Raw genomic sequence first — 23,748 nt, 5'->3', positions numbered from 1 at the left:
TTGTCCCATTCGAATACAAAAATCGAACTTGTGACGCCAATCACCATTCCACAAGAGGGCCACAAAGCAACTTAAGTGATTTAAGTCACAAAAAATGACCATGCAAAACAGAAAAGATCGAAATGTAGCCGAATTACAGAATGGGTATGTGATGTGGATCACTGGTTATGGAGGGGGTATGGCTGGGTATCTGAGAGCTGGATCACAAGATACCCCGTTTTCAGCCTAATTTGATCGCAAGCTGGTAGATTGAAGTTGCTTAGACGACCGGGATGGCGGTTCGGCAAAACCGGCCATCCCGACTACCACTTTTAATCAAACAGGCTTAAAACGGGGTCCCGACATGTTATCACCGGATACCAAAGTCAAGATACAGAATTTTGGACGCTTCCTGTCCAATATGGTCATGCCCAACATAGGCGCCTTTATCGCCTGGGGCTTTATCACCGCCCTCTTCATCCCCACCGGCTGGCTGCCCAATGAAACCTTGGCCAAGCTGGTCGGCCCCATGATCACCTACCTGCTGCCGCTGCTGATTGGCTACACCGGCGGCAAGCTGATGGGCGGTGAGCGCGGCGGCGTGGTTGGTGCCATCACCACCATGGGTGTCATCGTGGGAACCGATATCCCGATGTTTATGGGCGCCATGATGGTCGGCCCGCTCGGTGGCTGGGCCATCAAGCGCTTCGACAAGGCGATGGACGGTCGCGTCAAGAGCGGCTTCGAGATGCTGGTCAACAACTTCTCCGCCGGGCTTATCGGCATGCTGCTGGCGATCCTCGCTTTCTTCGTGATCGGCCCCTTCGTCAAGGTGCTCTCCGGCCTGCTGGCCAGTGGCGTCGGCTTCCTGGTGGAAAACCACATGCTGCCGCTCACCTCCATCTTCGTCGAACCGGCCAAGATCCTGTTCCTCAACAACGCCATCAACCACGGCATCTTCTCGCCGCTGGGGATCCAGCAGGCGACCGAGCACGGCAGCTCCATCTTCTTCCTGATTGAAGCGAACCCGGGCCCGGGCATGGGCGTGCTGCTGGCCTACATGGTGTTCGGTCGTGGTGCGGCCAAGCAGTCCGCTGCAGGTGCCTCCATCATTCACTTCTTCGGCGGCATCCACGAGATCTACTTCCCGTATGTGCTGATGAACCCGCGCCTCATTCTGGCGGTGATCGCCGGTGGCATGACCGGGGTCTTCACCCTGACCCTGTTCAACGCCGGTCTGGTCTCCCCTGCCTCACCGGGCTCCATCTTCGCCGTGCTGTTGATGACGCCGAAAGCCTCCCTGATCGGGGTCGCCCTCTCCATCATCAGCGCTACTCTGGTCTCTTTCCTGGTCGCCGCCGTGTTCGTCCGCGCCCAGCAGCCGGAAGCCGACGAGGCCGATGCCCTCGGTGAAGCCACTCGCAAGATGAAAGCCATGAAGGGCGGCAAGCCTGAAACCGCAGCGGCCAAGAAGCCGGGCGGCGAACTGATGGCGGTGCGCAATATCGTGGTCGCCTGCGATGCGGGCATGGGCTCCAGCGCCATGGGCGCCGGCATGCTGCGCAAGCGGGTGCAGGCCGCAGGGCTCGATATCAGCGTCACCAACCGCGCCATCGATCAGCTCGACGATCAGGTGGACTGGGTCATCACCCACAAGGATCTGACCGAGCGGGCCCGTCGCCATGCGCCGCATGCCCACCATATTTCCCTGACCAACTTCCTCGACAACGGCCTCTATCAGGAGCTGGTTCAGAGCCTGACCCAGGCCGCCAACGATGACGTCGCCAACCCGCAACTGCTGGTGGCCGCCAACGACGACAGCTACGAGCCGCAAGCGGCCGAAGTCTTTACCCTGAGCCGTCATGACGTGCATCTTGGACTGAAAGCGGACAGCAAGGAGGCCGCCATCCTGACCGCAGGCCGACTGCTGGCGGAGCGGGGCTATGTGGCGCCCGACTACGTCAACGCCATGCTGGAGCGCGAACAGCTGGTCTCCACCTACCTCGGCGAATCCATTGCCGTGCCGCACGGCACCATCGCCGCCAAGGAGTTTGTGAAGCGTACCGGCATCGTCATCTGCCAGTACCCGGCCGGGGTCGCCTTTGGCGAGGCTGCCGATGAGGTAGCGCGGCTGGTGATCGGCATCGCCGCCCGCAACGACGAACATATGCAGGTGATAACCCGCCTGACCAATGCACTGGATGAACCCGGTCTCATCGACCGGCTGGCCAGCACCACGGATCCCCAGGCCTTCCTGGATCTGCTGGGTGCCGAACAGGCTGCGTAATCATCTTTCATCGTCTTTGGTTCAAGAGGTTAATATCATGAAAACATTGCATTTTGGTGCTGGTAACATCGGTCGCGGCTTTATCGGCAAAGTGCTGGCGGATGCCAGCCATCAGGTCACCTTCGCCGACGTCAACGACACCCTGATCGACCAGCTCAACCACCGTCAGGAGTACAAGGTCCATGTAGTAGGGGCGGATCAGAAGCTGGATGTGGTGCGCAACGTGGCGGCGGTGAGCTCCGCCGGTCACGAGGTGATCGCCCGCATCATCACCGCAGATCTGGTCACCACGGCAGTGGGCCCCAACATTCTGGACAAGATTGCCAGCACCCTGGCCAAGGGGCTGCAGGCCCGTTTCGATGCCGGCAACCTGACTCCGCTCAACGTCATCGCCTGCGAAAACATGGTGCGCGGCACCAGCCACCTCAAGCGGGAGGTACTCAAGTACCTGCCGGTCGCGTATCATGCCACGCTCGAATCCTGTATCGGCTTCGTCGACTCGGCGGTGGATCGCATCGTGCCGCCCGCCGCGGCTGCCAACGATGATCCACTGGAAGTGACGGTAGAGAGCTTCAGCGAGTGGATCGTCGACCAGACCCAGTTCAAGGGGGAGCTGCCACAGGTGGCGGGCATGGAGCCCACCGACAACCTGATGGCCTTCGTCGAGCGCAAGCTGTTCACCCTCAACACCGGCCACATCGTCACCGCCTACCTCGGCAAACTGCGGGGCTACCGCACAGTGCGCGAGGCGATCGAGGATCCGGTGATCCGCAGCAAGGTACGCCGCGCCATGGAGGAGAGCGGTGCCGTGCTGGTAAAACGCTACGGCTTCGACCCGCGTCTGCACGCCGCCTACATAGAGAAGATCCTGGCCCGCTTCGCCAACCCCTATCTGGTGGACGAGATTGACCGGGTCGGTCGTCAGCCGCTGCGCAAGCTGGCGGCGGGAGATCGACTGGTGAAGCCGCTGCTGGGCACCCTGGAGTACGGCCTGCCGAGCGATCAGTTGCAGGAGGGGATCGCCGCGGCGCTCCACTATCGCAATGCCGATGACCCGCAGGCAGTGGAGTTGCAAGCCCTGCTGGCGGAGCTGGGCCCGGCCAAAGCGCTGGCCCGCGTCACCGGACTGGATGAAGAGAGCGAAGTGGTTAGCGCCATCGTCGCCCGTTACGAAACCCTGTAATGACCCTGCTTGCGGCGCATTCAGCCACCACTGATAGCGCGCCAAGCGCTTGAATGGCAAGGGAATGTGCCCCATATGATAGAAACCGGGAGAGAGGCCCACTCTCTCCCTGTCAGCTGGACCCAATGCACCTATGACCACACACCAGGAAGATGAAGTACTGGAACGACTGAACGAGCAGGATGGCCCCCGCGGCTTCTTTCTCGAAGCCGTGACCATCCTGGAAGAGGCGGTCGACTCCCTGATGCGACGCGCGTTCCGTCAGGAGGAGTATGCCGTCAAATACGCCATCGAACCCCTGCTCAACCAGAGCGGCCCCCTCGGCCAGCTGGAGGTGCGCCTCAAGCTCATCTTCGCCCTCGGCCTCATCTCACTCGAGCGCTATCAGGATATCGAAGCCTATATCAAGATCCGCGACTTTCTGGTGCGCGACCCCAAGGATTACCGCTTCAGCGACAAGCCGATCCGCGATCTGCTCGACCGCCTGCACGGGGTCAATCAGGGCGGCATGATGAAGCTGGAGCCTCCCGCCAGCGAAGAGGATTGGGCCTTCTACCAGATGCAGCTCAACCGGCTCGATCAGATGGTGCGCTCCGCACTGGTACTGGCGCTGGCCGACTGTGTCGGCGAGCTCCACAAGGAGAGCCCCATCTAATCCGGCCCCAAGGCCACACCATCACCACGGTTGGCGTCTGGCTGGCGCCCTGCACACCACAGCCAGCCACCATGACGCCGACTGTCGCACATCTCCCCATCCCGGCCATGATGCACGCTCCTTCAGGTGTCAATCTGACCAACTTAGCCACTACACTAGCTCCATACTCACTGCCTGAATCGAGGTCTGCATGATTGCCCTCTCTCTGGCCGGGATCGCCCTGGTCTCCGTGCTGGCCCAATGGCTTGCCTGGTCGCTGCGGGTACCCGCCATCCTGTTTCTGCTGCTCACCGGCCTGACTCTGGGCCCGGTCAGCGGCCTGCTCGACCCCGATGCCCTGCTCGGGGATCTGCTGTTTCCGCTGGTCTCTCTGTCGGTGGCCATCATCCTGTTCGAGGGGGCACTGACCCTCCATCTGGCCGAGCTCAAGGGGATCGGCAAGGTGGTGCGCAATCTCTGCTCCACCGGCATGCTGGTCAGTTTCGCCGTCATCGGCAGCGCCAGTTACTTCCTGCTGGGGCTGGACTGGCGGGTCGCTACCATGCTCGGCGCGGTACTGGTGGTAACGGGCCCGACGGTGATCGCCCCCATGCTCAACGTGATCCGCCCCACCCGGGAGGTGGACCGCATTCTGCGCTGGGAGGGGATCGTCATCGACCCTATCGGCGCCCTGTTTGCGGTGCTGGTGTTCGAGGCGGTGCGCCTCGGCAGTCAGGGGGATCTCATCAGCCATACCCTGCTGGCGCTGGGCAAGACAGTGCTGGTCGGTTCCCTGATCGGGGTGGCGGCAGGCTGGCTTACCACCCTGCTCATTCGCAAGGACTGGCTGCCGGTCAGCCTGCACAAGTTCGGCGTGCTGGCGCTGGTGCTGGTCACCTTCAGCCTCTCCAACTGGCTCAGCCACGAGTCCGGCCTGCTGGCGGTGACCGTATTCGGCATCTGGCTCGCCAATCAGGAGGGGCTGGATCTGGAGGAGGTGCTGGCGTTCAAGGAGGATCTCGCGGTCATCCTTATCTCCAGCCTGTTTATCCTGCTGGCGGCCCGCCTCGATCTGGCGCAGCTCTGGCAGCTCGGCCCCATGGTGCTGGCGCTGCTGTGCGTGGTGCAATTTGTGGCGCGCCCGCTCTGTATTCTGGTCTCGACCTGGGGCTCGGATCTCTCCTGGCGAGCTCGCGCCCTGCTGAGCTGGATCGCCCCGCGTGGCATAGTCGCGGCGGCAGTCAGTGCCTCGTTTGCCATCAGCCTGCATCAGGCCGAGATCCCCGATGCCGACAAGCTGGTACCGCTGGTATTTGCGGTGATCATCTCCACCGTGGTGTTGCAGAGCCTCACCTCGGCACCGCTGGCCAGCCTGCTCAAGATGCGCCAGAGCGCCCCCAACACCTGGCTCATCATAGGGGCCAACTCGGTGGCGCGGGCCATTGGCAAGGCGCTGGCGGATCAGGGGGTGCCGGTACAGCTCTGCGATCCCGCCTGGGAGTTCTGCAAACAGGCGCGGATGAGCAACCTCCCCTGCTACTTCGGCAACCCCCAGTCGGAACATGCCGAGCTGCACCTGCCGCTTACCAGCATCAGTACCGTGCTGGCACTCTCCCCCAACCGCCACAACAACGCCCTCGGGGTGCTGCACTTTGCCCACCTCTACGGCGAGGAGCAGGTCTACTCCCTGCGATCCAGCGAGCAGCACGGCAAGGCCAACCGGGAGAGCGCCACCTTTCGCGCTCGCCAGAACCTGTTCGGCCCCGACATCAACTATGCCAGGCTGAGCAGCCTGCTGAGCCGGGGCGGCCAGATCAAGGCGACCCGCCTGAGCGAGACGTTCGACTGGGCCCAGTATCAGACCGCCAATCCCGGCGCCATCCCGCTGTTCATCATGGATGGCAAGGGCAAGCCCCAGATCGTTACCGGCCCTGTCACCCCGCAGGCGGGTGAGCTGCTGATCGCCCTGCAGCCACCCAGAGAGCAGGGTGCCGAATGAGCGAAGCCAACCACAATCCGCTGATCGCCCCTCTGCTGGTGCTATTGCAACAGGCGGCGGGAAGCTACAAGGTGCATGAACTGATGGCCGCTCTGCGCCAGCAGGGGGAGATCCCCCGGCTGGCCGACGATGAGCAACTACAGCTGTTTCGGGTCAACTTCCTGATCATGAACGCCCTCTACCAGTTGCAGGCCGAGCTCTGGCAAGAGGGATGGTGGCTGGTAATCAGCACCCTGGATATCCGGCTCGAACCGCTGGCCGGGAATCAGGAGGCCAACCACGGCTTTGCCCTTGGCGAAAATCTGCGTAGCTACTATCTCGACTGGCAGGTGTTCTGGCAGACCGACCGTGCCGAAGTTGAAGCCCTGCTCAACCGCTTCTGGCGCGCTTATGACGGTGAGGGGCACAAAACCGAGGCGCTGGCCCTGTTGGGGTTGAATGAGGGGGCGAGTCAGGAGGCGATCCGCCGCCGCTGGCGGGAGCTGGCACTGCAGCACCATCCGGATCGGGGTGGCAATGCCGAGACCTTTATCCGCATCCGCTGGGCTTGGGAGGTCCTGCGGGGATGATCCCGTTGCCGCATATAAAGGGCAGGCATAGACTGGAGCTGGATATTCCCCACAGGAGAGCATCATGACAGTCAGTGAACTTCGCAAGCTCTATCAACAACAGATCCTGCAAGAGGCCGAAATACTCCACGACGTGGCCATCCCCGGCTGGATCATCGAATTCAGAGGCAATGATGGCGCCCTCTACGAGCTGACCGATACCCTCGGCTGCCCGGTCAGTTTCGATACGGTCGAACAGGCCCGCGATCATGTGCATCTGGTAGCTGACTGCCCGATGCAGGTAGAACACCTCTATCGCTTCTTCGAACGTTAACTCAAACCGTCACATCTCACCCCTAGCCCCGGTGAGGCTTGTACCAGGCACATAGTCAGCACGTGCCTGCCACAGGCCTCCCCAGAAAAAACTGCTTCGATTTACTCGTGTTGCAGAGTACAAGTTGCACGCTATCTGGCATAGACAGCCATAAATCTGGCTATGGAGTGGCTATCTCTATGGTCACATGGACCAGCTCTTCATGTATCGCCAACCGCGCGCGGATCTCGCTGGCGGAGACAGGCGCAGTCATCAGCAGGGAGAGCACGCAGGCATACTGCTGCTGGCCCACCCGCCAGACGTGCAGATCGCGGATCTCGGCATCCGGCAGGTCGGCAATCACCTCACGGATCTCACCCACCAACGGGGTATCCATCTCGGCATCCAGCAGCACCCGACCGGAGTCGCGCAGCAGACCCCAGGCCCACACCGCCACCAGTACGGCCCCCACTATGCCCATCAGGGGATCCAGCCAGTCGGCCCCCCACAGCATGCCCCCCACCAGTGCCAGGATCGCCAGCACGGAAGTGGCCGCATCCGCCAGCACGTGGATATAGGCGGCACGCAGGTTGAGATCCTGATGGCCGTGGTGATCGTCATGGTCATGATGATCGTGGTCGTGATGCCCATGATGGTGGTCATGCCCATGATGGTGGTCATGCCCATGGCCGTGGTGATGATGGCCGTGATCATCCTTGAGCAGCCAGGCACAGGCCAGGTTCACCAGCAGCCCCACCAGCGCGATGGCGATCGCCTGTTGATAGTGGATCGGGCTGGGATCGAGCAGCCTGAACACCGACTCGAACAGCATCAGCCCGGCCACCCCCACCAGCAGGAGAGCACTGGTGAAGCCACCTAGCACCTCGATCTTCCAGGTGCCGAAGCTGAATCTGTGGTCGCGGGCAAAGTGGCGGGCGGCGCGGTAGGCCAGCACCGAGAGACCGAGCGCCAGCGCGTGGGAGCTCATGTGCCAGCCGTCGGCCAGCAGCGCCATGGAGTTGTAGAACCAGCCGCCGCCGATCTCCGCCACCATCATGATGACAGTCAGCAGCACGGCCCAGCGAGTCTTCTGTTCGGCCAGCGGATTCCCTTCGTGGACGACGGGTTGGTGGCAGTGGGATGAGGCAAGGGATGACATGGATTTCTCCTGAGGACGACAATGCAATATACTATACCCCAGTATAGTTTTATTGATCGAGAGGATCCTGCATGTCACACACCATTCACGGTAAAAAGAAGCTGCTGGCACGGGTACGTCGCATCAAGGGACAGGCCGGTGCGCTGGAGCACGCGCTGGAGCAGGAGAGCGACTGCGCCGCCATTTTGCAGCAGATCGCGGCCATTCGCGGTGCCGTCAACGGCCTGATGCTGGAGGTGCTGGAAGGGCACATGCGTGAGCATCTGGGTGCCGCAGAGGCGACCCCGGCCGAGCGGCTGGAAGATCTGGATCAAGTAGTGCGGGTATTGCGATCCTATCTGAAGTAGGACCGGTGAATGAGGCTGCGGGCGACCCCGCATCATTCCGTTTACGGCTGTGTGGCGTCTGCCCGCCAGCCCCCGTCCCTTTCGGGCTTGAGCCACCGCCAGCTTTGCGCCATGATGTCCAGCCCGGCTGACCGCCGGTTTTACTGGACAGTCAATTTCAAGGATCCCCCATGTTTGAACACGTCGATGCCTATGCTGGCGACCCCATCCTGACGCTAGTCGAGACCTTCCACAAAGACACCCGCGAGCAGAAGGTGAACCTGGGGATCGGCCTCTATTACGACGAGCAGGGGCGCATTCCGCTGCTGCCGTCGGTGCAGCAGGCCGAAGCCCAGCGCGCGGCCGCCCCTGCCCCGCGCCCCTACCAGCCGATGGAAGGCGCCGCCAACTACCGCACCGCAGTGCAACACCTGCTGTTTGGTGCCGACCATGAAGCGGTCAAGGCGGGACGTATCGCCACCATCCAGACCATCGGCGGCTCCGGCGCGCTGAAGATCGGCGCCGATCTGCTCAAGCGCTACTTCCCGACCTCCGAGGTGTGGGTCAGCAATCCCACCTGGGATAACCACAAGGCGATGTTCGAAGGCGCCGGCATCAAGGTGCACGACTACCCCTACTACGATGCGGCCACTGGCGGCGTGCAGTTTGATGCGATGATCGACTGCCTGAGTACCCTGCCGGCCAAGAGCATCGTGCTGCTGCACCCCTGCTGCCACAACCCGACCGGGGTGGATCTCTCCCGTGCCCAGTGGGATCGGGTGATCGCGCTGGTGGTCGAGAAGAACCTGATCCCCTTTATGGATATCGCCTATCAGGGCTTCGGCGACGGGCTGGAAGAGGATGCCTACGCCATTCGCGCCATGGTGGCCGCCGGCGTAAGCTTCTTCGTCAGCAACTCCTTTTCCAAGAACCTCTCCTTCTACGGCGAGCGGTGCGGCGGCCTGTCGGTCATCTGCAAGGATGCCGAAGAAGCCAGCCGCGTACTGGGTCAGATGAAGGCCACCGTGCGTCGCAACTACTCAAGCCCGCCCACCCACGGTGGCCAGATCACCGCGGCAGTGATGAGCCAGCCCGAGCTGCACGCCATGTGGGTCGACGAAGTGACCGAGATGCGCACCCGCATCAAGGCCATGCGCCAGAAGCTGTTCGAGGTGCTGAGCGCCAAGGTGCCGGGCCGCGACTTCAGCTACTTCATCAACCAGCGCGGCATGTTCAGCTACACCGGCTTCACCCCGGAGCAGGTGGACAGGCTGCGCGAGGAGTTCGCCGTCTATCTGGTGCGATCCGGTCGCATGTGCGTGGCGGGCCTCAATAGCCGCAACGTCGACTATGTGGCTGACGCCATGGCCGCGGTGCTCAAGGGCTAATCCGCATCAGCCCCGCTTTGGCGGGGCTTTCTTGTCTTGTCTCTTCCCTTCGCTTGTGGAGTACTTATGGATCTGATCGCACTCTCTCGGCTGGGAGGTCGCCATCTGGTCACCCTGCATCTGCTGCTCGACAACCAGAGCGTCACCCGCACCGCCGAGCGGCTCTGCACCACGCCTTCCACCGTTAGCAAGACCCTCAACCAGCTGCGGGGTCTGCTGGGGGATCAACTGCTCTACCGCCAGGGCAACCAGCTGCTGCTCACCCCCATGGCCGAGCGACTGGCTCCCACCCTGCACCGGTTGTTGGGGGAGCTGAACGGCCTCACTCGCCAGAATGCCTTCAACCCCCAGCAGTGGCAGGGCTGCTTGCGGCTGGGATTGCGCGAGAGCGTGATGACCTGGCCGGTGGGCCCCATTCTGGGTCAGCTGATGAAAGAAGTGCCGGGCATGGTGCCGGAGATCTGGAACAAGGATGAGCAGGGGCTGGAGGCGCTGGCAGCGGGCAAACTCGACTTCGTGATCCTGCCCCATGACCAGAGCCAGCCGTTACCGCGCCAGCCCGGGCTGGTGTGGGAGACCCTGCGGGAAGAGAAACTGGTCTGTCTGCTGCGCAAAGACCACCCGGCGCTGGCCAAGCCCTGGGATCTCGATGCCTACCTGAGCTGGCGCCATATCGCCATCCGGGATCAGGAGCTGGCCAACCCCTTCTTCGAGCAGAGCCTTGCCCAGCAACAGGTGCGTCGCCAGATTGGCGCCACCCTGCCCGATTTTGCCAGCGCGGCGGCCCTGCTGCCCCAGACCGATCTGATCCTCACCGCCATCGGTGGCTGGGCGGCATGCATCGCCAGCCAGCCGGATCTGGAGCTGCGTCCGGCACCGTTCGATTACGGCAAGGTGAGTCACAGTCTGGTCTGGTATGGCCCGGCCGGTGATGGCTCGGCCCGCCACTGGTTCCGCCAGCGGATCCTGCAACTGGGTCGCGAGCTGGTCGAGCCCTGAGCCAGGTGACAGCGAGAAGAGATGGATGTTTCGCCACGGCGAAACATCCACGGCAATGAGGGATCAGGGACGCTTGGTATAAATGGGACTGGGGAAGGAGGCGACGTTGCTACCCAGATCCGTAATGCGGGCAGCCCCCTGCTTTTTCACCTGATCGATGCGTAACACCTGATGCATGGGGATAAGGGTGTGACGCACATCGGCAAATTCGCTCTTGAGCTTTTCATGGCTGGGATCGACGATAAGCGCCGTGTGGTTGTCCCAGACAAAATCGGCGATCTCGATAAAACCGAACAGTTGGCCCTGATTCACCTGGCGCACATAGACCTCGTAGCGCTCGTTGTGGCAAATAAACTGAACCCGATATAACGCCTTGCTTTCACTCATGATTTATCTGTGATGGAGGAGGGACGGATGGGCAATATCATAACGAGCCCCAAGGCCCCCTCCAATAGACAGAAGTCACAGTTGTGTGCTTTTACTACACAGCAAGGGAATCGATCAGACCTCTTTAGATCAGCGGTGGCAAGGTCACCGCCCCCACTCCCGCAGCACGCAACCGACTCGCCAGCCACTCCAGCTCGCTGCGGGTCGCCTCTGGCCATTGCGCCGCCTCCCCCCGCACCCCGTGGTGGCGAAAACCGTTGAGGCGAATGGGCACAGGCCCAAGCTGCTGCAAGAAGGCGGCGAGATCCGCGTCCAGCTCACCATTAGCATCCAGAAAATCGCTCTTGCCCGGCACGTGGAGCAGCCGCAGTTCGGTCAGCTTGCCGTGGCGTGCCAGTAGTTGCAGCGACCCCAGCACCCGCTCGCGGCCATAGCCGGTCAGGGTGTGATGGACCGAGTCGCGCCAGCCCTTGAGATCGAGCATGGCGCCGTCGAGCACCGGCAGCAGCCGCTGCCAGCCGGTTTCGGCCAGAGAACCGTTGCTGTCGAGCAGGCAAGTGAGATGGGTCAGATCCGGCGCGCCCTTGATGGCAGCAAACAGCGCAACCACAAAGGGGAGCTGGGTGGTCGCCTCACCACCGGAGACGGTAATGCCGGTCAGCAAGGGGCCGTAGCGTCGCAGTAGAGCCAGCACGTCGGCCACCGTCATGGTGGCCGTCTTGGGGTTGGCGCTGCGCGGGCAGGCCTCCAGACAGGCGTCGCAGTCGGTACAGAGCATCGCCTGCCAATGAACCTTGCCTTCGCTCATGGATAGGGCGCCGCTCGGACAGACCGCAAGGCAGTCGCCACAATCGTCGCACAGCCCGATGGTGTGAGGGTTGTGGCAGCCGGGGCAGCGAAAGTTGCAGCCCTGCAGAAACAGCACCAGCCGGTTGCCCGGCCCGTCGACACAGGAGAACGGCAGCACCCTGCTCACCAGAGCGCTGCGTGTTGGCAAGACATCAGCCATCGGTGAGAACTCAATACTCGCCGATGGTCGATTCGTGGGCGACTACCCGCGGAGCCCGCTGACGAATGGCGGTCACTTCACTCGCCTCGGCACCGAGACAGGTGGTCTGCAAGCGCGATCCCTCCTCTGCGAAGCGAGCCACGTCGCTCTTGCGGATCATGTAGCCGGTCACCCGCACCAGATCGCTGTCGGCCACGTTGGCGGTGAACTCGCGCATACCGATAGCGAGCGCTCCCTTGCAGAGCTGCAGCAGTGCCTGCGGGTTCTGGCGGATGGTGGGATCCAGCGTGAGGATCTCGCTGATCCCCGAATGGTAATAAGTGTGGTGCGGCGCCAGCGCCAGCACATGGCTGGCCGGATCCGGCTCCTGCCCGTAGGGGATGCGCACCCCGGGGGTGACTGCCACATCGATGCTGAGGCCACCTTGCGAGTGCAGCAGGGCGCGACCACCCCAGGCATGGGTTTGCGGCGTCGCAGTGACATATTCCGAGAGCTGGGCCGAGATGCGATAGCCAAGCTGGTTCGCCTCCTCGCCGTGACCATAACGATCCGGCAGATTCTCTTTATCCATCAGGATATTGACCGCTTCCGCCATGCCGTAGATGCCGAACATGGGGACGAAACGATCCTCATCCAGCAGCCCCTCTTTCACCAGGAAGCTGTTGAAGAAGCCGGACTCCTGATGCAAGAAAGCGGCCCGCGCTTCGATCAGCTGGGAGGCCAGACGGCAGTAGTGGGGCAGCAGGCAGCCGAGGAAGTCATCGATCCCCTGGCACTGCTCGGCGACCCGCTTGAGGGAGATGCGCACCAGGGTATTGGCGCCACCAGCCTGCGGCAAGGCGTTGTAACAGCTGACGATGCCAAAACCACGCTGGTCAAAGGTATCGCGATGGATCGGGTAGTTGGCGATGTGCGGCTTGCTGCACTCGGCGATGTTCTTCACCGCCTGCAGCAGCAGGCTGTCCGGGGTCTGCTCCGGATCGTGGAAGAAGGTGAGGTTCGGCGCCACCTGCTTGAGCTCGTTGTCGATGCGCAGGATCAGGCGGCAGATGCGGTTGTCATCCGGCCCGATGTTGACGTGCATGAAGGCGTCCGGCAGCACCCGATCCAGATAGACCCAGAACCCCTTCAGCTTGCGATAGAGGCTCTCGTCATCCAGTTCGCCGACAAACGGCAACAGCAGATGGTCGAGCCGTCCCAGCCAGACCGGCATGCCGGTGACGGAGGGGACATGGTGATAGAGGATGCGCAGGGCGTTGAGCGCCTCGTCGAAATCCTGCGGCGCCGTCAGCTCCAGCCAGGCAGAGCCCTGAGTCAGGAATTTTTCATAGTCCGGCAGCACATAACGCGGCTTGTAGGGGGCATGCCCTTCGAACATGTCGCAGATAAATCCCTGCTCCATCGCCTCGGCGACTGCGGCAGGCAGGTCGGGGTAGGGCAACGCATTCTCGGCGGCCAGCGCCAGTGCGTGGCTCTTCTGAGCAGCGGAGAGATGGGGATCGCGCACGATGCGCTGACAGGTTTCGGTCAAAGACATGGGACACTCCTTCACGGATAGAACCCATATCCTTACCATTTACAGGCTTTTTTTGAAGTGACATTCACAACAATGCGAATGTCTCAAAAAGACATCCGTTAAAGGGGATCACAACCAGAACAGAACGGGGGCCTTGTCTGCCGACAAGGCCCCCGTTGTGCGGATCAGGGCTCGATGATGATGGGCGTACCCGGGTCAATGGCATTCCAGAGCTCATCCATCTCGTGGTTAAGTACCGCAATACAACCGTTGGTCCAGTTGGAGGGCTGTACCCGACGGTTACCCATCCGGTTAAGCTGACCATGGATCATGATCATGCCACCCGGGTTCACCCCCAACTCATTGGCGCGCTTGATATCGTCCAGATTCGGGTAGTTGATATGTATCGCTTTATAAAAGCCGGAGTTGCTCTTCTTGTAATCCAGGGTGTAGCGCCCCTCCGGGGTACGTTGATCCCCTTCCCGCTGCTTGTGCCCCTTGGGCGCCGGGCCCAGTGCAACCCAGTAGCGCTTCAGTTCCTTGCCATCCTTCATCAGGGTGAGGCTGTAGGTAGACTTCTTGACCACCACCAAATCGGCTTTTTCGGTAAAGGCAAAACTCAGCGCGGGCCACAGCCCCAGCACACACAACAATACGGCTCTCATTCCATCCCTCGACAAGCCTCTGGCAGGGCTTTTTATGGTTGTCACATCATCTGAATAGGCTCGCCCGTTGGCGAGCGAGCGCCATGATATTGGATCGCCATCAATACTCAATAGACCCAATAAAACATATCTTGGCTGCGAACGGTGAATGGTCCATGAACGACCTGCACAAACATGACTAATTGACAATAAAAACAAAAACATAGGTTACATTTTCTGGCTAGCCATGATGCCGCAGATCGGTAAATATGTAACAATTGAACCTGATTCAGGATGACATCATGCCTCTGCACTTCTTGCCGAACTCTTCGCTGACCCGCCTGCTGCTGGTCAGCGCACTGCTCTGGCTACCTGCCAGTGTCGCCGCCGATGCACTCTGGCTGCGCGAGCCAGCCCTCTCCCCCGATGGCAAGCAGCTTGCCTTCACCTGGCAGGGGCGCATTTTTGTCGCCAGTGCCGAGGGTGGCCCCGCCACGGCGCTCACCGGCAGCGACTACCTGAGCCAGCGGCCAATCTGGTCGCCGGATGGCAAACAGCTCGCCTTTGCCACCAATCTCTACGGCAACGAAGATGTGTTCGTGGTACCCGCCAACGGCGGCGAGATGGTGCGCCTCACTCGCGATTCGCGCACCGATCTGCCGCAAGCCTTCAGCACCGATGGCAAACGACTGCTGCTGAGCAGCCAGCGCCTGGGCGCGCCCGATGCCGACCATTTTGTCGCGGAAGGCTACCAATGGGGCGAGCTCTACTGGACCCCGATCACCGGCGGCACCTTGCAGGCCGATCTGCCGCTGCCTGCGACCCTCGCCCGCCCCCACGGGGAGCGGATCGCCTATCAGATGCCCGCGGCGGATCAACCCTTTCGCAAGCATCAGCACTCGTTCGCGGTGCCCCGTCTCTGGCTGTTTGATGGCAAGCAGCACAAGCAGCTGACCGAAGATCGGGTGGCGGCCACCGATCCGGTCTGGAGCGACAAGGGGGACACCCTCTTTTACCTGAGCGAGCGCAGCGGTGATTTCAACGTCTGGCGCCGGGATCTTGCCAGCGGCAAGGAGCAACAGCTGACCCACTATCAGGGCCATCCGGTGCGGGGGCTCAGCGCCTCTCGCAATGGCGATCTGGTCTGGTCATGGCTCGGTGAACTCTATCGCCTCGATGCCGGTAGCAGCGAGCCACGCAAGCTGACCCTCACCCCGCAAGTGGCAAGCACGCCGGATGAGGCGAGCGAGGCCCTGACCCTGGCAGACGAAGCGCTGGTCAGCGAAGAGGCGGATGAGCTGATCCTGGTGAGCGAGGGCAACCTGTTTGCCGTCGACCCCGAGCGGGAGCGGGTGCGTCAGCTGACCCGAGATCCGAGCGAGCAATCCAGCCCTCTCTTCGCCGAGCAGGGCCGCGCCCTCATCTATCTGTCGGAGCAGCAGGGGCACGCCGCCCTCTATCGCCTGCGCAAGGGGGACCCTGATCTGCTGTTCAGCGATCCCGGCACTTTGACCGAGAGTCTGCTGCTGGCGATTCCCGACAAGGGGATCAGCCGTCCGGTGCTCTCCCCCGATGGCAAACAGCTCGCATTCGTGGTGGATGGCCAGGCCATCCACCTGCTGGATCTGGCGAGCAACAAGCAGCGGGAGCTGGTGCCTGCCAGCTTCAACCCGTCGCGCCACGAGGTACATCTCGCCTTTGCCCCCGACTCACGCCATCTGGCGCTCACTTTCCGCCCCGATGCGGCAGAGCAGGAGATCGCGGTGATCGATACGGCCAATCCCAAGGCCAAACCGGTCAATGTCAGCCTCAACGGCTATCAGGATGGACAACCGGGCTGGAGTCAGGATGGCGCCATTCTCTACTGGCAATCGACCCGGTTTGGCGCACTGGGGCCCGATGGCGAACCCCTCGTCACCAACCTGCTCGGCATTTACAGCAGCCGCGCCGCCAGAGCCGATGCCATTGCCGAACTGGAGCCGCCGAAAGGGGGATACGGCTTTGAGAGCGATCGTCTCAACCATCGCGAAGCACTGCTGCTGCAACCCACCGGCACCCTGCTCGCCAGCCGCATCATCGGCGACCAGCTGATCTATCTGGTGGAGGAGATGGGGGTCAACAGCGAGAGCGAGATCAAGGGCTACAGCCAGGATCTGCGCAAGGGCAAAACCAGCGAACTGTTTGGCGAGCAGCCCGGCCCTGCGCTGGCAAGCCTCAACCAGCAGGGCACCCTGGCTACCCTGGTGCGGGATGGTGAGATCACCCGGATCCACCTCGACTCCGGCGAAGCCACCAGCGCCCCCTTCGCCTTGCAGCCCACCAGCCGCTGGCAGGAACGCATGACCGCCGCCTTCGATCAGATCGCCCGGCTCACCCGGGACGAGTTCTATCTGGACGATATGAACGGGGTAGATTGGGAGAGCTATGTCGCCGCTTACCGCCGCCTGCTGCCGGGCATCGGCAACCCGCGGGACTTTGGCAACCTGCTGGCGGAGCTGGCTGGCGAGCTCAATGTCTCCCACACCTGGGGCAGCGGCCCCGCCCCCTTCCCGCGCATGGCGGACGAGACCGCCAGCCTGGGCGCCTACTGGCAGGATGGCGAGCAAGGGGTGATGCTCACCGCCCTGCTCTCTGGCGGCCCGCTGGATCAGGAGAGCGATATCGCCCCGGGCGCCCGCCTGCTCGCCATCAACGGCGTCCCGATTGCCAATCTGGCCGAGCTGGATCAGGCCCTCAACCATCAGGCCGGTGCCCGGCTCGCCCTCACCTTCCAGCAGGAGGGCAACAAGCAAACTGACGAGGTAGTGCTCACCGCCATCGACAAGCAGCAGGAGTACCAGCTGCAACAGGATCGCTGGATTGAGAAACGGCGGGAGCTGGTGGCCAGCCTGAGCGGAGGACGGGTCGGCTACGTCTATCTGCCGGCAATGAATAGCGAGGTCTACGATGCGGTGGTGGCGGATGCCCTCGGCAGGCAGCGCAATCGCGAGGCGCTGATCGTCGATGTCCGCTTCAACAGCGGCGGCTATCTCGCCAATACCCTGGTGGAGTTTCTGACCGGCAGCGGCAGCACCAAGGGGATGGCCAGCAGTTGGCCCCGTCAGGGCAAGGGTGAAACCGACGCCGCCACTCGCCAGTGGACCAAGCCTTCGGTGGTGCTGGTCAACGCTGGCAGCTACTCGGAAGGCTCCGCCTTCCCCGAGTACTACCGCACCCTCAAGGTCGGCCCCATCGTCGGCGATCCGGTGCCCGGCACCGGCACCATGGTCTACAGCCACGACTCCCGGCTGATCCCGGGCCTCTCCTACGGCATTCCGACCCTGGGGCTGCGCAAACCGGACGGCACCTTCTACGAGAATCAGGAGCTGATCCCGGACCTGCAGGCGCCCCTCACCCCCGCCGACATGGTGGCCGGGCGCGACCCGCAACTGGAGGCGGCAGTACAAGCCGCCCTCAAGCAGTTGCCAGCCAGCGCCAAATAACGGCGCCCATCGAGCTCAACGAAAGCGAAACAGCTCGCGATGCAGATGCCCGTCCGGCAACAGCCGGGTCAGGGCATCTGCCATCCCCTCCGGCCCGCAAAACCACACCTGCTCGGGCGCATCCTGCGCGATGCGAGCCAGATCCAGCCGCCCGGCCGCCTTGTCCAGATGCAGCTGATAACGCACACCGGTGCGATGACAGAGCTCGGCCAACCGTCGGTGGTAGACAGCTCCCGCCAGATCCGGCGCGCACTGGATCAGGGTGATCCCCTCGCCCCGCTCCCCACGGGCAGCCAGCCCCTCCAGCCAGGCGACGAACGGCGTGATACCTATCCCGGCCCCCAGCCAGAGGGCTCTACCTCCCCCTTGCGGGGCGACAAAGGCGCCATAGGGCCCGGTCACCACCACCCCATCCCCGATGCGCGCCTCTGCCACCAGCTGACGGGTATGATCCCCGAGCGCCCGCACCGCGATCACCAGCTGGCGCCGATCCGCTGACACCCGCACCAGGGTAAAGGGGTGCGGCCCCTCCTTGGCGTCAAACTCGAAGAAGGCAAACTGGCCCGGGCGGTAATGGGCGAGCGGCCTCTCCAGCTCCATGGTCAGCTCGCAGGTCTGATCCGCCAGCGTCCGCACCGCAACGACCCGGCCGGGATGGCGCTTCCGCGCCCCCACTTGCCCCAGCAGGGAGTAGAGGGCCCCGATAGCGCCGATTCCGCCGATCAACCAGATCGATACCCCAACCGGCGTCATGGCTCCCACCTGAGGCAACAGGCAGAGCCCGTGCCCCCACCCCGCCAGATAGATGAGCGGCGCCAGCCGGTGGATCAGCCGAAAACGGCCATAACTCACCAGCGCCAGCAAGCTCACTACCACCAACGCGATCAGTAGATAGAAACTCCACTCACCCAGGGTATTGCCAAGGGCATGGAGCGAGATGCCATTACCTGCACCAGCGCCAGCTGTACTGGCCCCACGCCGCGCAGGACGACTCAGCCAACCCGCCGAGACCGCCCACTTGGGCACCTCCACCACCAGCCAATGCGCAGTGAGCGCCAATGCACCGCCGATGGCCATCTGACGGTGCAATCGCAACATCCGATCCAGACCGCCACACCACACCTCCAACTGCGGCAGACGCAAGGCCAGCAACAGCGAAATCGCCATATAGGTCATCCCCAGCAGGCCGGTCAGTAACAACATCTCATGGCGCCAGGGCCACACCCCGTTGGCATCCCCCGCATAACCGAGCCACCAGACCCCGACCGCCAGCAGTGGCAACAGCCACCACACCCGTTTACTCGTCATAACATGCTCCCTGGTTCCATCGCAGCAGGGCCTCGCCCCTGCTCATGGCACCATTGCACACCCGTCTGGTCACAGGACTTTGCCAGAGGGGGAAGCTTGTGTGGCAATGTGTGACAAACGGCAACAGCAGAGGGGCCCGCTGGCCCCTCTGGTCACCCTTGCTGACTGGCCCTCTCTTCATGGGGAATAGCGCAAAATCCACCTCTGCCGTGATTGACGACCTGCCTGCAAAAGGAATCAAATGGGGACGACACATATCTGCGGCGGAAAACCTGCCGCCCACTCCCCCGGACCAGGAGCCCCCCTTGCTTTCATCCACCGAACAACGCTACTGCCCGAGTTGTCAGCGCGAGACCAACCATGTCGTGGTGCTGGTCGACAAATCCTTTGGCCAGCAGCTGACACCGGCGCAAAAGCGCAAAGCGTTTATCAAGGACTTCATTACCGGCTGGGCCGCCGGCCCCTTTCTGGCCAACATGGATCGCTTTGAACGACATGCCATCTGCGAGCATTGCGGAAATAAAGTCATTGATGAATGAAAAAGGGAGGGGCAATTGCGGGCTTCAATACACCAGCCACCTTTTATGGCCGAAACCCAAAAGAAGGCGTTGCGATTCAGGATCACAACGCCATAGACGTCAATCAAACAACACTGTCACCGGCAACCCTTCCACTTGCAGGTTCGGGGGTAATTTTTCATCCAGCGAGAGTGCGACCTTGAGGGTTGCTTTCTCCCCTTCAAACGGTGCGGCTAACTGAGCCGGCAACTTGTCCGCCAGCTCGACCTGTCTGGCGACCCTGGCAGCCAGACGCTCCCCGCTGGGCAGCTTGACGACAGCCTTGTGTCCAGGAGCCATTGAAGAGAGATATTTGGGCTGCACATAGGCTATCACCAGCGGGTCTTCTCGCTTCGAGATAAGTGCCAGAGGAGCCCCCGAGAATACCCAGTCCCCCTCCTGTACCAGCACATCTGAAACCTTGCCAGTCGCCGGAGCTCTTGGCTGTTGATGGTACGCCATCGCTTCCATCTCGGTCAGCTCCTGATCGAGCAAGTGACGAGCACTGGCTAGCGGTCCGGTCAGTTGGTCCTCACTGATTTGCAGTTCCTGCGCTATCTTCTCTGCCCTTGCCTTCTGCAGAGCTATGCGTGACTGAGTCCAATTCAGCAGGGCCGTTGCGTACTCTGCACTGGATACCAGCTTCTCTTTTTTATAACCGGCATACTCCTGATAGATGACCTCCTGCTCCCGGCTCCCCCGTTCGGCAATACCAATCTGTTCGTCCAGATTGCGCAAGATAGCCTGTTCAGCCTCAGCCTTGCTCAATTCGATGGCCGCTCTGCGCGCTTTTCGTTCCGCCATGTTGGCCTTGAGGGTTGGAGATTCGAACTGCATCAGGGCATCGCCTTGTGACACCCCCTGGCCGGGAGCCGTGTAGATGTGTCGAATAAAGCCATCCCCATTGGCAACAACCAGTTGCGGCTCGGTGGTAATGATGGCTGGCGCCTGGGTCAGCCACCACTCGCGCCCCAGATACCACAGCAGAATAATAACGGGACTGAATGCCAGTAACAGGATGAGATACCAGCGAGCCTTGAAGGCGACACGCTTGGCGGGGGCATACAATACCCGGATCCCTTCATCCGACGTGGCATCCTGCTTCTTGGGGGGATTGAATGTGACTTTCATCAGAATTTATTTCCTCGTTTTAATACCCACCAGGGGGCCATGCTGCTCTCTTCATGACCGCGCCGGAACATCTCATTCAACAGTGCGATGGCGCACCACAAGCGCATCAGCAAGGTGTACACCGGGTAAAGACACAACCATGGCAGCAGACGTAGATCTGCCTCCGGGCGTTCAGATATAGCCAGCAAAAACACGGCGAAATTAACCAGGGTAAGAAACAGGTAAACCAGATAGAGACAGATCATCAACGCAGCGACAAACTGCCCCGGATAGCTAAGCACCAACCACCAGCTATAACCCATGACCAGCAGGGGCAGCACCACGTTTTGCGCCACCCCGTAGATCAAGGTAAACAAAAAGGTCTTCCAGCCCAGAATACGCGGCGTCAGGGAGAGCTTGTGCTTGCGCAGATAGAGAAACAGCAGATCTCCATCCCAGCGTAAACGCTGCTTGGCAAGCGTGATCACGTCTGCGGGCGCATCGGTGTGACCGATGGCACGAGGGGCGAACCCTATCTTTAAAGCCGGATGGCGTTTGAGGTAATGCTTAATACGGACCGTCAGATCCAGATCTTCTGCGGTATGGGTATCCCACCCACCAATCTGGCGCAAAAAATCACGACGAAACGCACCGAAGGCTCCCGAGATATTGTTGATGAGGTTCCACTCGCTCAGTCCCGTCTTGCCCCCCTGCATGGAGATCATGTACTCAATGCTCTGCATCCGGGTCAGTACGCCATCGTTCAGATTTCGCACCCTTAATGCCCCTCCCACAGCAGGCACATCAGGATCATCGAAACAAGCCACGATCTCATCGATCATGTTGTTGTCAAAGGAGGTATCTCCATCCGCGTTCATCACTATCTCGCCAGTCGCAGCGGAGAGACCGGCATTGAGAGTGGAGACCCGGCCTCCCCTCTGCCATTTCGGTAGCAGGACCAAACTTCTGTTCTCGCACCCCTCGAATTCACGAACACAATTGAGCGCAGCCTGATAGGTATGCGCGTTGGCCTTGGCGCCATCAATCACAGCAATGATTTCCATTTGACCGCGATAAAGCTGTTCCTTGAGCGTCAATATGGTGGAGCGGATCGCCTCCCCTTCCCCATAACAGGTGATGATGCAAGACACTTTGGGACAGCGCCGAGATCGCGGCAGTTCAGATGCCCTGGGAACCTGGCGCGCATACCATTTCAGGATGCCGGTCAACGTCAGCGCCATCAGTGGCACCTCCATCAACAGCAACATGGGCAACAGCAACAGAATCATCCGGGGAGAAAACTGGAGGCTACCCAGTATCTCTATCAGGATGTAGTGCACCGTATTCATCCACTCATGCATCCGGGCTATCTCCATCCAGCCACTGGCCGAGCCATACCGCTGTATCGTCGCCCAACAGGGCGGGCAAAGGTTGTACTTTCACCGCCAGCGTCAGAGCATCCAGTCCTTCGATGAGATTCAATGCCTGAATGCGCTCCTGCAGAATGCGCCAGTCGTCGGCATCAGTATGCGGCAACAGCAATAACAATCGGTCATCGGCATACTGGCAAACGACATCGGTATCACGGAATAGAGCTTGCAAACGGCTGAGCAGAGCGGCCAGTCGCTGCTGAGTCTTTAGCATGCCCAACTCGGCCCGCAACTCAGCCAGATGCTCAACCCGAATAGCCAGCAAGGTATGGCAGCCACCATGGCGTTGCAGCAAGCTGTTGTTCCATTGCAGCAACCAGGGGAAGTGCTCCATGGCCATAGGGGTACCCCAGGTCAACGGCAGATGCAGTTGTTGAGTTCCTTCCCGTGCGATGTGGCGGGCCAGCTTGCCGATGCGATATTCATAGATGGGCGCAACCACCAGATCATCGGGTTTGTGCGCCTGGCCACATTCATGGCAACGCGCCTGGACGGCAGCCTCCATAAAACGGGCATGGCATGACAAACAACGGAATTTCTCAAGGGGCCTGTCATAGTCAACACCGATGTGACGCAGAGTCGTGACGCACTTGGGACAACGCAGCACACCCTGTCGCATGAATGCATCCTGATCATCCACGTGCCCGCAGGTGAAGCAGTGCACAGCTGGCTTGGCCTGGATGGCGATATGAGCGCATTCGGGACACACATCGACAAAATTGAGATGTGCCGAGTTGCAACTGTGACAAAGACGTACCCGGTCCACCAGCTGCTCACTCTGCAATAAACGCTCTGCAACCAGCTGCGGGAGGGCATCCCCTGCTTCGCTGCCCAGCAGGCAATCCAGCAGGGGATAGCTGTACCCCTGACGGCAACCAGCCTGCCAACGTGGCAACAAGCGAAAATGGGAGCGAGGCCAGCTGTACCAAGCCAGCTTTTCCATGTCATCCGGATGCTCTCGAGGGGTCAACAACGCCAACCGTTCAAGCATGTCAGAGGCCCGTTCATCCAGCTGTGTCAGGAGACCGTCGGCCAACATGGGAGAGAGCGGGCTCTTCACAACACAAAATACCGGCTGCAAATAACGTATCGGGTCACGCCGCACAGCCTGCAATACCCTGTCCTGCTCATCTGCAGGCAGGTTGAGCAGTAATACCGGCTGCTGCAATGGATCCCAGCAGGACAGATCGAGAAGTGGCAAGGCAACACGATCCACCGAGCCTCCCAGCAGCGCAATCTGACCGGGGTGTTCACTCGTGCTCATCATGGGGAAATAACCTCTTTCCATTCACTGACAAATAGATACCAAGCCAATAAAACGGACCCGCCTGTTGCCATGCATCGGCAGACTCAGGCAATGTCGCGAGATGCGCATTGCCCTGCACGGACAGCACAACAGCAGTGTCAACGTTATCGACGGATAGCATGAAGCAGGCGAACGCGCAGAAAGAGTTGAGAGCTGACGCCATTTTCATGTGCGGCTCAGCCAT

20 protein-coding genes are annotated in these 23,748 nt (G+C 61.2%); 11 read left to right on the top strand and 9 right to left on the bottom strand.

Annotation, left to right across the window (positions count from 1 at the left end; all coding sequences use genetic code 11):
* The first annotated feature begins 343 nt into the window (after positions 1-343).
* From G5193_RS13045 to G5193_RS13020, 6 genes are all read left to right on the top strand, one after another.
* A complete protein-coding gene (locus G5193_RS13045) occupies positions 344-2,266 on the top strand; it encodes a PTS mannitol transporter subunit IICBA (RefSeq protein ID WP_421206158.1) in 1,923 nt (640 codons plus the stop codon).
* Positions 2,267-2,303: 37 nt separating this feature from the next.
* Positions 2,304-3,449 carry a mannitol-1-phosphate 5-dehydrogenase gene (locus tag G5193_RS13040; RefSeq protein ID WP_168176879.1) on the top strand — a complete coding sequence of 382 codons (1,146 nt, stop codon included), beginning with the start codon at positions 2,304-2,306 and terminating at the stop codon, positions 3,447-3,449.
* A gap of 133 nt (positions 3,450-3,582) precedes the next feature.
* The gene (locus G5193_RS13035; protein ID WP_005335907.1) at positions 3,583-4,104 is read left to right on the top strand and encodes an MltR family transcriptional regulator; all 522 of its coding nucleotides are present in this window, start codon (positions 3,583-3,585) and stop codon (positions 4,102-4,104) included.
* Positions 4,105-4,294: 190 nt separating this feature from the next.
* Positions 4,295-6,082 carry a cation:proton antiporter gene (locus G5193_RS13030; RefSeq protein WP_421206157.1) on the top strand — a complete coding sequence of 596 codons (1,788 nt, stop codon included), beginning with the start codon at positions 4,295-4,297 and terminating at the stop codon, positions 6,080-6,082.
* Positions 6,079-6,651, top strand: a complete 573-nt coding sequence (locus G5193_RS13025; RefSeq protein WP_421206156.1) for a DNA-J related domain-containing protein — start codon at positions 6,079-6,081, stop codon at positions 6,649-6,651. The genes G5193_RS13030 and G5193_RS13025 overlap by 4 nt, the downstream gene beginning before the upstream one ends.
* Before the next feature lie 64 nt (positions 6,652-6,715).
* The gene (locus G5193_RS13020; protein ID WP_005343091.1) at positions 6,716-6,964 is read left to right on the top strand and encodes a hypothetical protein; all 249 of its coding nucleotides are present in this window, start codon (positions 6,716-6,718) and stop codon (positions 6,962-6,964) included.
* Between the two features lie 160 nt (positions 6,965-7,124).
* Here G5193_RS13020 and dmeF read toward each other — a convergent pair whose 3' ends face one another.
* Positions 7,125-8,102: a CDF family Co(II)/Ni(II) efflux transporter DmeF gene (gene dmeF / locus G5193_RS13015; protein ID WP_216979543.1), complete on the bottom strand. Its 978-nt coding sequence runs from the start codon at positions 8,100-8,102 to the stop codon at positions 7,125-7,127.
* 71 nt (positions 8,103-8,173) lie between these two features.
* On the opposite strand from dmeF, the gene G5193_RS13010 reads away from it, so the two are divergent.
* The 3 genes from G5193_RS13010 to G5193_RS13000 all read left to right on the top strand — a co-directional run bounded on the left by G5193_RS13010 (position 8,174) and on the right by G5193_RS13000 (position 10,815).
* Entirely contained in the window at positions 8,174-8,449 is a 276-nt protein-coding gene (locus G5193_RS13010) for a metal/formaldehyde-sensitive transcriptional repressor (protein ID WP_421206155.1), read from the top strand.
* A 170-nt stretch (positions 8,450-8,619) separates the two neighbouring features.
* Positions 8,620-9,816: an aromatic amino acid transaminase gene (locus G5193_RS13005; RefSeq protein WP_033114017.1), complete on the top strand. Its 1,197-nt coding sequence runs from the start codon at positions 8,620-8,622 to the stop codon at positions 9,814-9,816.
* 66 nt (positions 9,817-9,882) lie between these two features.
* Entirely contained in the window at positions 9,883-10,815 is a 933-nt protein-coding gene (locus G5193_RS13000; protein ID WP_216952117.1) for a LysR family transcriptional regulator, read from the top strand.
* A gap of 63 nt (positions 10,816-10,878) precedes the next feature.
* Here the strand turns inward: G5193_RS13000 and G5193_RS12995 are convergent, their stop codons facing one another.
* The 4 genes from G5193_RS12995 to G5193_RS12980 all read right to left on the bottom strand — a co-directional run bounded on the left by G5193_RS12995 (position 10,879) and on the right by G5193_RS12980 (position 14,392).
* A complete protein-coding gene (locus tag G5193_RS12995; protein WP_216952118.1) occupies positions 10,879-11,202 on the bottom strand; it encodes a DUF1820 family protein in 324 nt (107 codons plus the stop codon).
* Between the two features lie 124 nt (positions 11,203-11,326).
* On the bottom strand, positions 11,327-12,211 hold the full coding sequence (locus G5193_RS12990; RefSeq protein ID WP_421206154.1) for a YjjW family glycine radical enzyme activase: 885 nt from the start codon (positions 12,209-12,211) through the stop codon (positions 11,327-11,329).
* A gap of 10 nt (positions 12,212-12,221) precedes the next feature.
* Entirely contained in the window at positions 12,222-13,748 is a 1,527-nt protein-coding gene (locus G5193_RS12985; RefSeq protein WP_270905182.1) for a YjjI family glycine radical enzyme, read from the bottom strand.
* Between the two features lie 164 nt (positions 13,749-13,912).
* A complete protein-coding gene (locus tag G5193_RS12980) occupies positions 13,913-14,392 on the bottom strand; it encodes a L,D-transpeptidase family protein (protein ID WP_227341454.1) in 480 nt (159 codons plus the stop codon).
* Between the two features lie 281 nt (positions 14,393-14,673).
* Between G5193_RS12980 and G5193_RS12975 the strand changes: the two genes are divergently transcribed.
* The gene (locus G5193_RS12975) at positions 14,674-17,853 is read left to right on the top strand and encodes a S41 family peptidase (protein ID WP_421206153.1); all 3,180 of its coding nucleotides are present in this window, start codon (positions 14,674-14,676) and stop codon (positions 17,851-17,853) included.
* A 15-nt stretch (positions 17,854-17,868) separates the two neighbouring features.
* Here G5193_RS12975 and G5193_RS12970 read toward each other — a convergent pair whose 3' ends face one another.
* Positions 17,869-19,161: a ferredoxin reductase family protein gene (locus G5193_RS12970; RefSeq protein WP_257725042.1), complete on the bottom strand. Its 1,293-nt coding sequence runs from the start codon at positions 19,159-19,161 to the stop codon at positions 17,869-17,871.
* A gap of 305 nt (positions 19,162-19,466) precedes the next feature.
* On the opposite strand from G5193_RS12970, the gene G5193_RS12965 reads away from it, so the two are divergent.
* On the top strand, positions 19,467-19,700 hold the full coding sequence (locus G5193_RS12965) for a hypothetical protein (protein ID WP_319919530.1): 234 nt from the start codon (positions 19,467-19,469) through the stop codon (positions 19,698-19,700).
* Between the two features lie 99 nt (positions 19,701-19,799).
* On the opposite strand, the gene G5193_RS12960 is transcribed toward G5193_RS12965, so the two are convergent.
* The 3 genes from G5193_RS12960 to G5193_RS12950 are packed head-to-tail and all read right to left on the bottom strand — an operon-like array spanning position 19,800 to position 23,525.
* The gene (locus G5193_RS12960) at positions 19,800-20,849 is read right to left on the bottom strand and encodes an HlyD family secretion protein (RefSeq protein ID WP_216952122.1); all 1,050 of its coding nucleotides are present in this window, start codon (positions 20,847-20,849) and stop codon (positions 19,800-19,802) included.
* Positions 20,849-22,189: a glycosyltransferase family 2 protein gene (locus G5193_RS12955; protein ID WP_266135309.1), complete on the bottom strand. Its 1,341-nt coding sequence runs from the start codon at positions 22,187-22,189 to the stop codon at positions 20,849-20,851. The genes G5193_RS12960 and G5193_RS12955 overlap by 1 nt, the downstream gene beginning before the upstream one ends.
* Positions 22,182-23,525 (bottom strand): diguanylate cyclase domain-containing protein, encoded by a 1,344-nt coding sequence (locus tag G5193_RS12950; protein ID WP_227341458.1) that lies wholly within the window; start codon positions 23,523-23,525, stop codon positions 22,182-22,184. The genes G5193_RS12955 and G5193_RS12950 overlap by 8 nt, the downstream gene beginning before the upstream one ends.
* Between the last annotated feature and the right edge of the window lie 223 nt (positions 23,526-23,748).

Source organism: Aeromonas sp. 601027, assembly GCF_049174455.1.
Lineage (GTDB): Bacteria > Pseudomonadota > Gammaproteobacteria > Enterobacterales > Aeromonadaceae > Aeromonas > Aeromonas veronii_A.
This window is presented reverse-complemented; position numbering and strand designations above follow the sequence as displayed.

Excerpts from the sequence above, each read along its gene's own strand:
- G5193_RS12990 (WP_421206154.1), bottom strand. The coding sequence starts at position 12,211 with ATGGCTGATGTCTTGCCAACACGCAGCGCTCTGGTGAGCAGGGTGCTG.
- G5193_RS13000 (WP_216952117.1), top strand. The coding sequence starts at position 9,883 with ATGGATCTGATCGCACTCTCTCGGCTGGGAGGTCGCCATCTGGTCACC.
- G5193_RS12950 (WP_227341458.1), bottom strand. The coding sequence starts at position 23,525 with ATGATGAGCACGAGTGAACACCCCGGTCAGATTGCGCTGCTGGGAGGC.
- G5193_RS13030 (WP_421206157.1), top strand. The coding sequence starts at position 4,295 with ATGATTGCCCTCTCTCTGGCCGGGATCGCCCTGGTCTCCGTGCTGGCC.
- G5193_RS12955 (WP_266135309.1), bottom strand. The coding sequence starts at position 22,189 with ATGCATGAGTGGATGAATACGGTGCACTACATCCTGATAGAGATACTG.
- dmeF (WP_216979543.1), bottom strand. The coding sequence starts at position 8,102 with ATGTCATCCCTTGCCTCATCCCACTGCCACCAACCCGTCGTCCACGAA.
- G5193_RS12985 (WP_270905182.1), bottom strand. The coding sequence starts at position 13,748 with ATGTCTTTGACCGAAACCTGTCAGCGCATCGTGCGCGATCCCCATCTC.
- G5193_RS13025 (WP_421206156.1), top strand. The coding sequence starts at position 6,079 with ATGAGCGAAGCCAACCACAATCCGCTGATCGCCCCTCTGCTGGTGCTA.
- G5193_RS13040 (WP_168176879.1), top strand. The coding sequence starts at position 2,304 with ATGAAAACATTGCATTTTGGTGCTGGTAACATCGGTCGCGGCTTTATC.
- G5193_RS13045 (WP_421206158.1), top strand. The coding sequence starts at position 344 with ATGTTATCACCGGATACCAAAGTCAAGATACAGAATTTTGGACGCTTC.
- G5193_RS12970 (WP_257725042.1), bottom strand. The coding sequence starts at position 19,161 with ATGACGAGTAAACGGGTGTGGTGGCTGTTGCCACTGCTGGCGGTCGGG.
- G5193_RS12995 (WP_216952118.1), bottom strand. The coding sequence starts at position 11,202 with ATGAGTGAAAGCAAGGCGTTATATCGGGTTCAGTTTATTTGCCACAAC.
- G5193_RS13005 (WP_033114017.1), top strand. The coding sequence starts at position 8,620 with ATGTTTGAACACGTCGATGCCTATGCTGGCGACCCCATCCTGACGCTA.
- G5193_RS13020 (WP_005343091.1), top strand. The coding sequence starts at position 6,716 with ATGACAGTCAGTGAACTTCGCAAGCTCTATCAACAACAGATCCTGCAA.
- G5193_RS12980 (WP_227341454.1), bottom strand. The coding sequence starts at position 14,392 with ATGAGAGCCGTATTGTTGTGTGTGCTGGGGCTGTGGCCCGCGCTGAGT.
- G5193_RS12975 (WP_421206153.1), top strand. The coding sequence starts at position 14,674 with ATGCCTCTGCACTTCTTGCCGAACTCTTCGCTGACCCGCCTGCTGCTG.
- G5193_RS13035 (WP_005335907.1), top strand. The coding sequence starts at position 3,583 with ATGACCACACACCAGGAAGATGAAGTACTGGAACGACTGAACGAGCAG.
- G5193_RS13010 (WP_421206155.1), top strand. The coding sequence starts at position 8,174 with ATGTCACACACCATTCACGGTAAAAAGAAGCTGCTGGCACGGGTACGT.
- G5193_RS12960 (WP_216952122.1), bottom strand. The coding sequence starts at position 20,849 with ATGAAAGTCACATTCAATCCCCCCAAGAAGCAGGATGCCACGTCGGAT.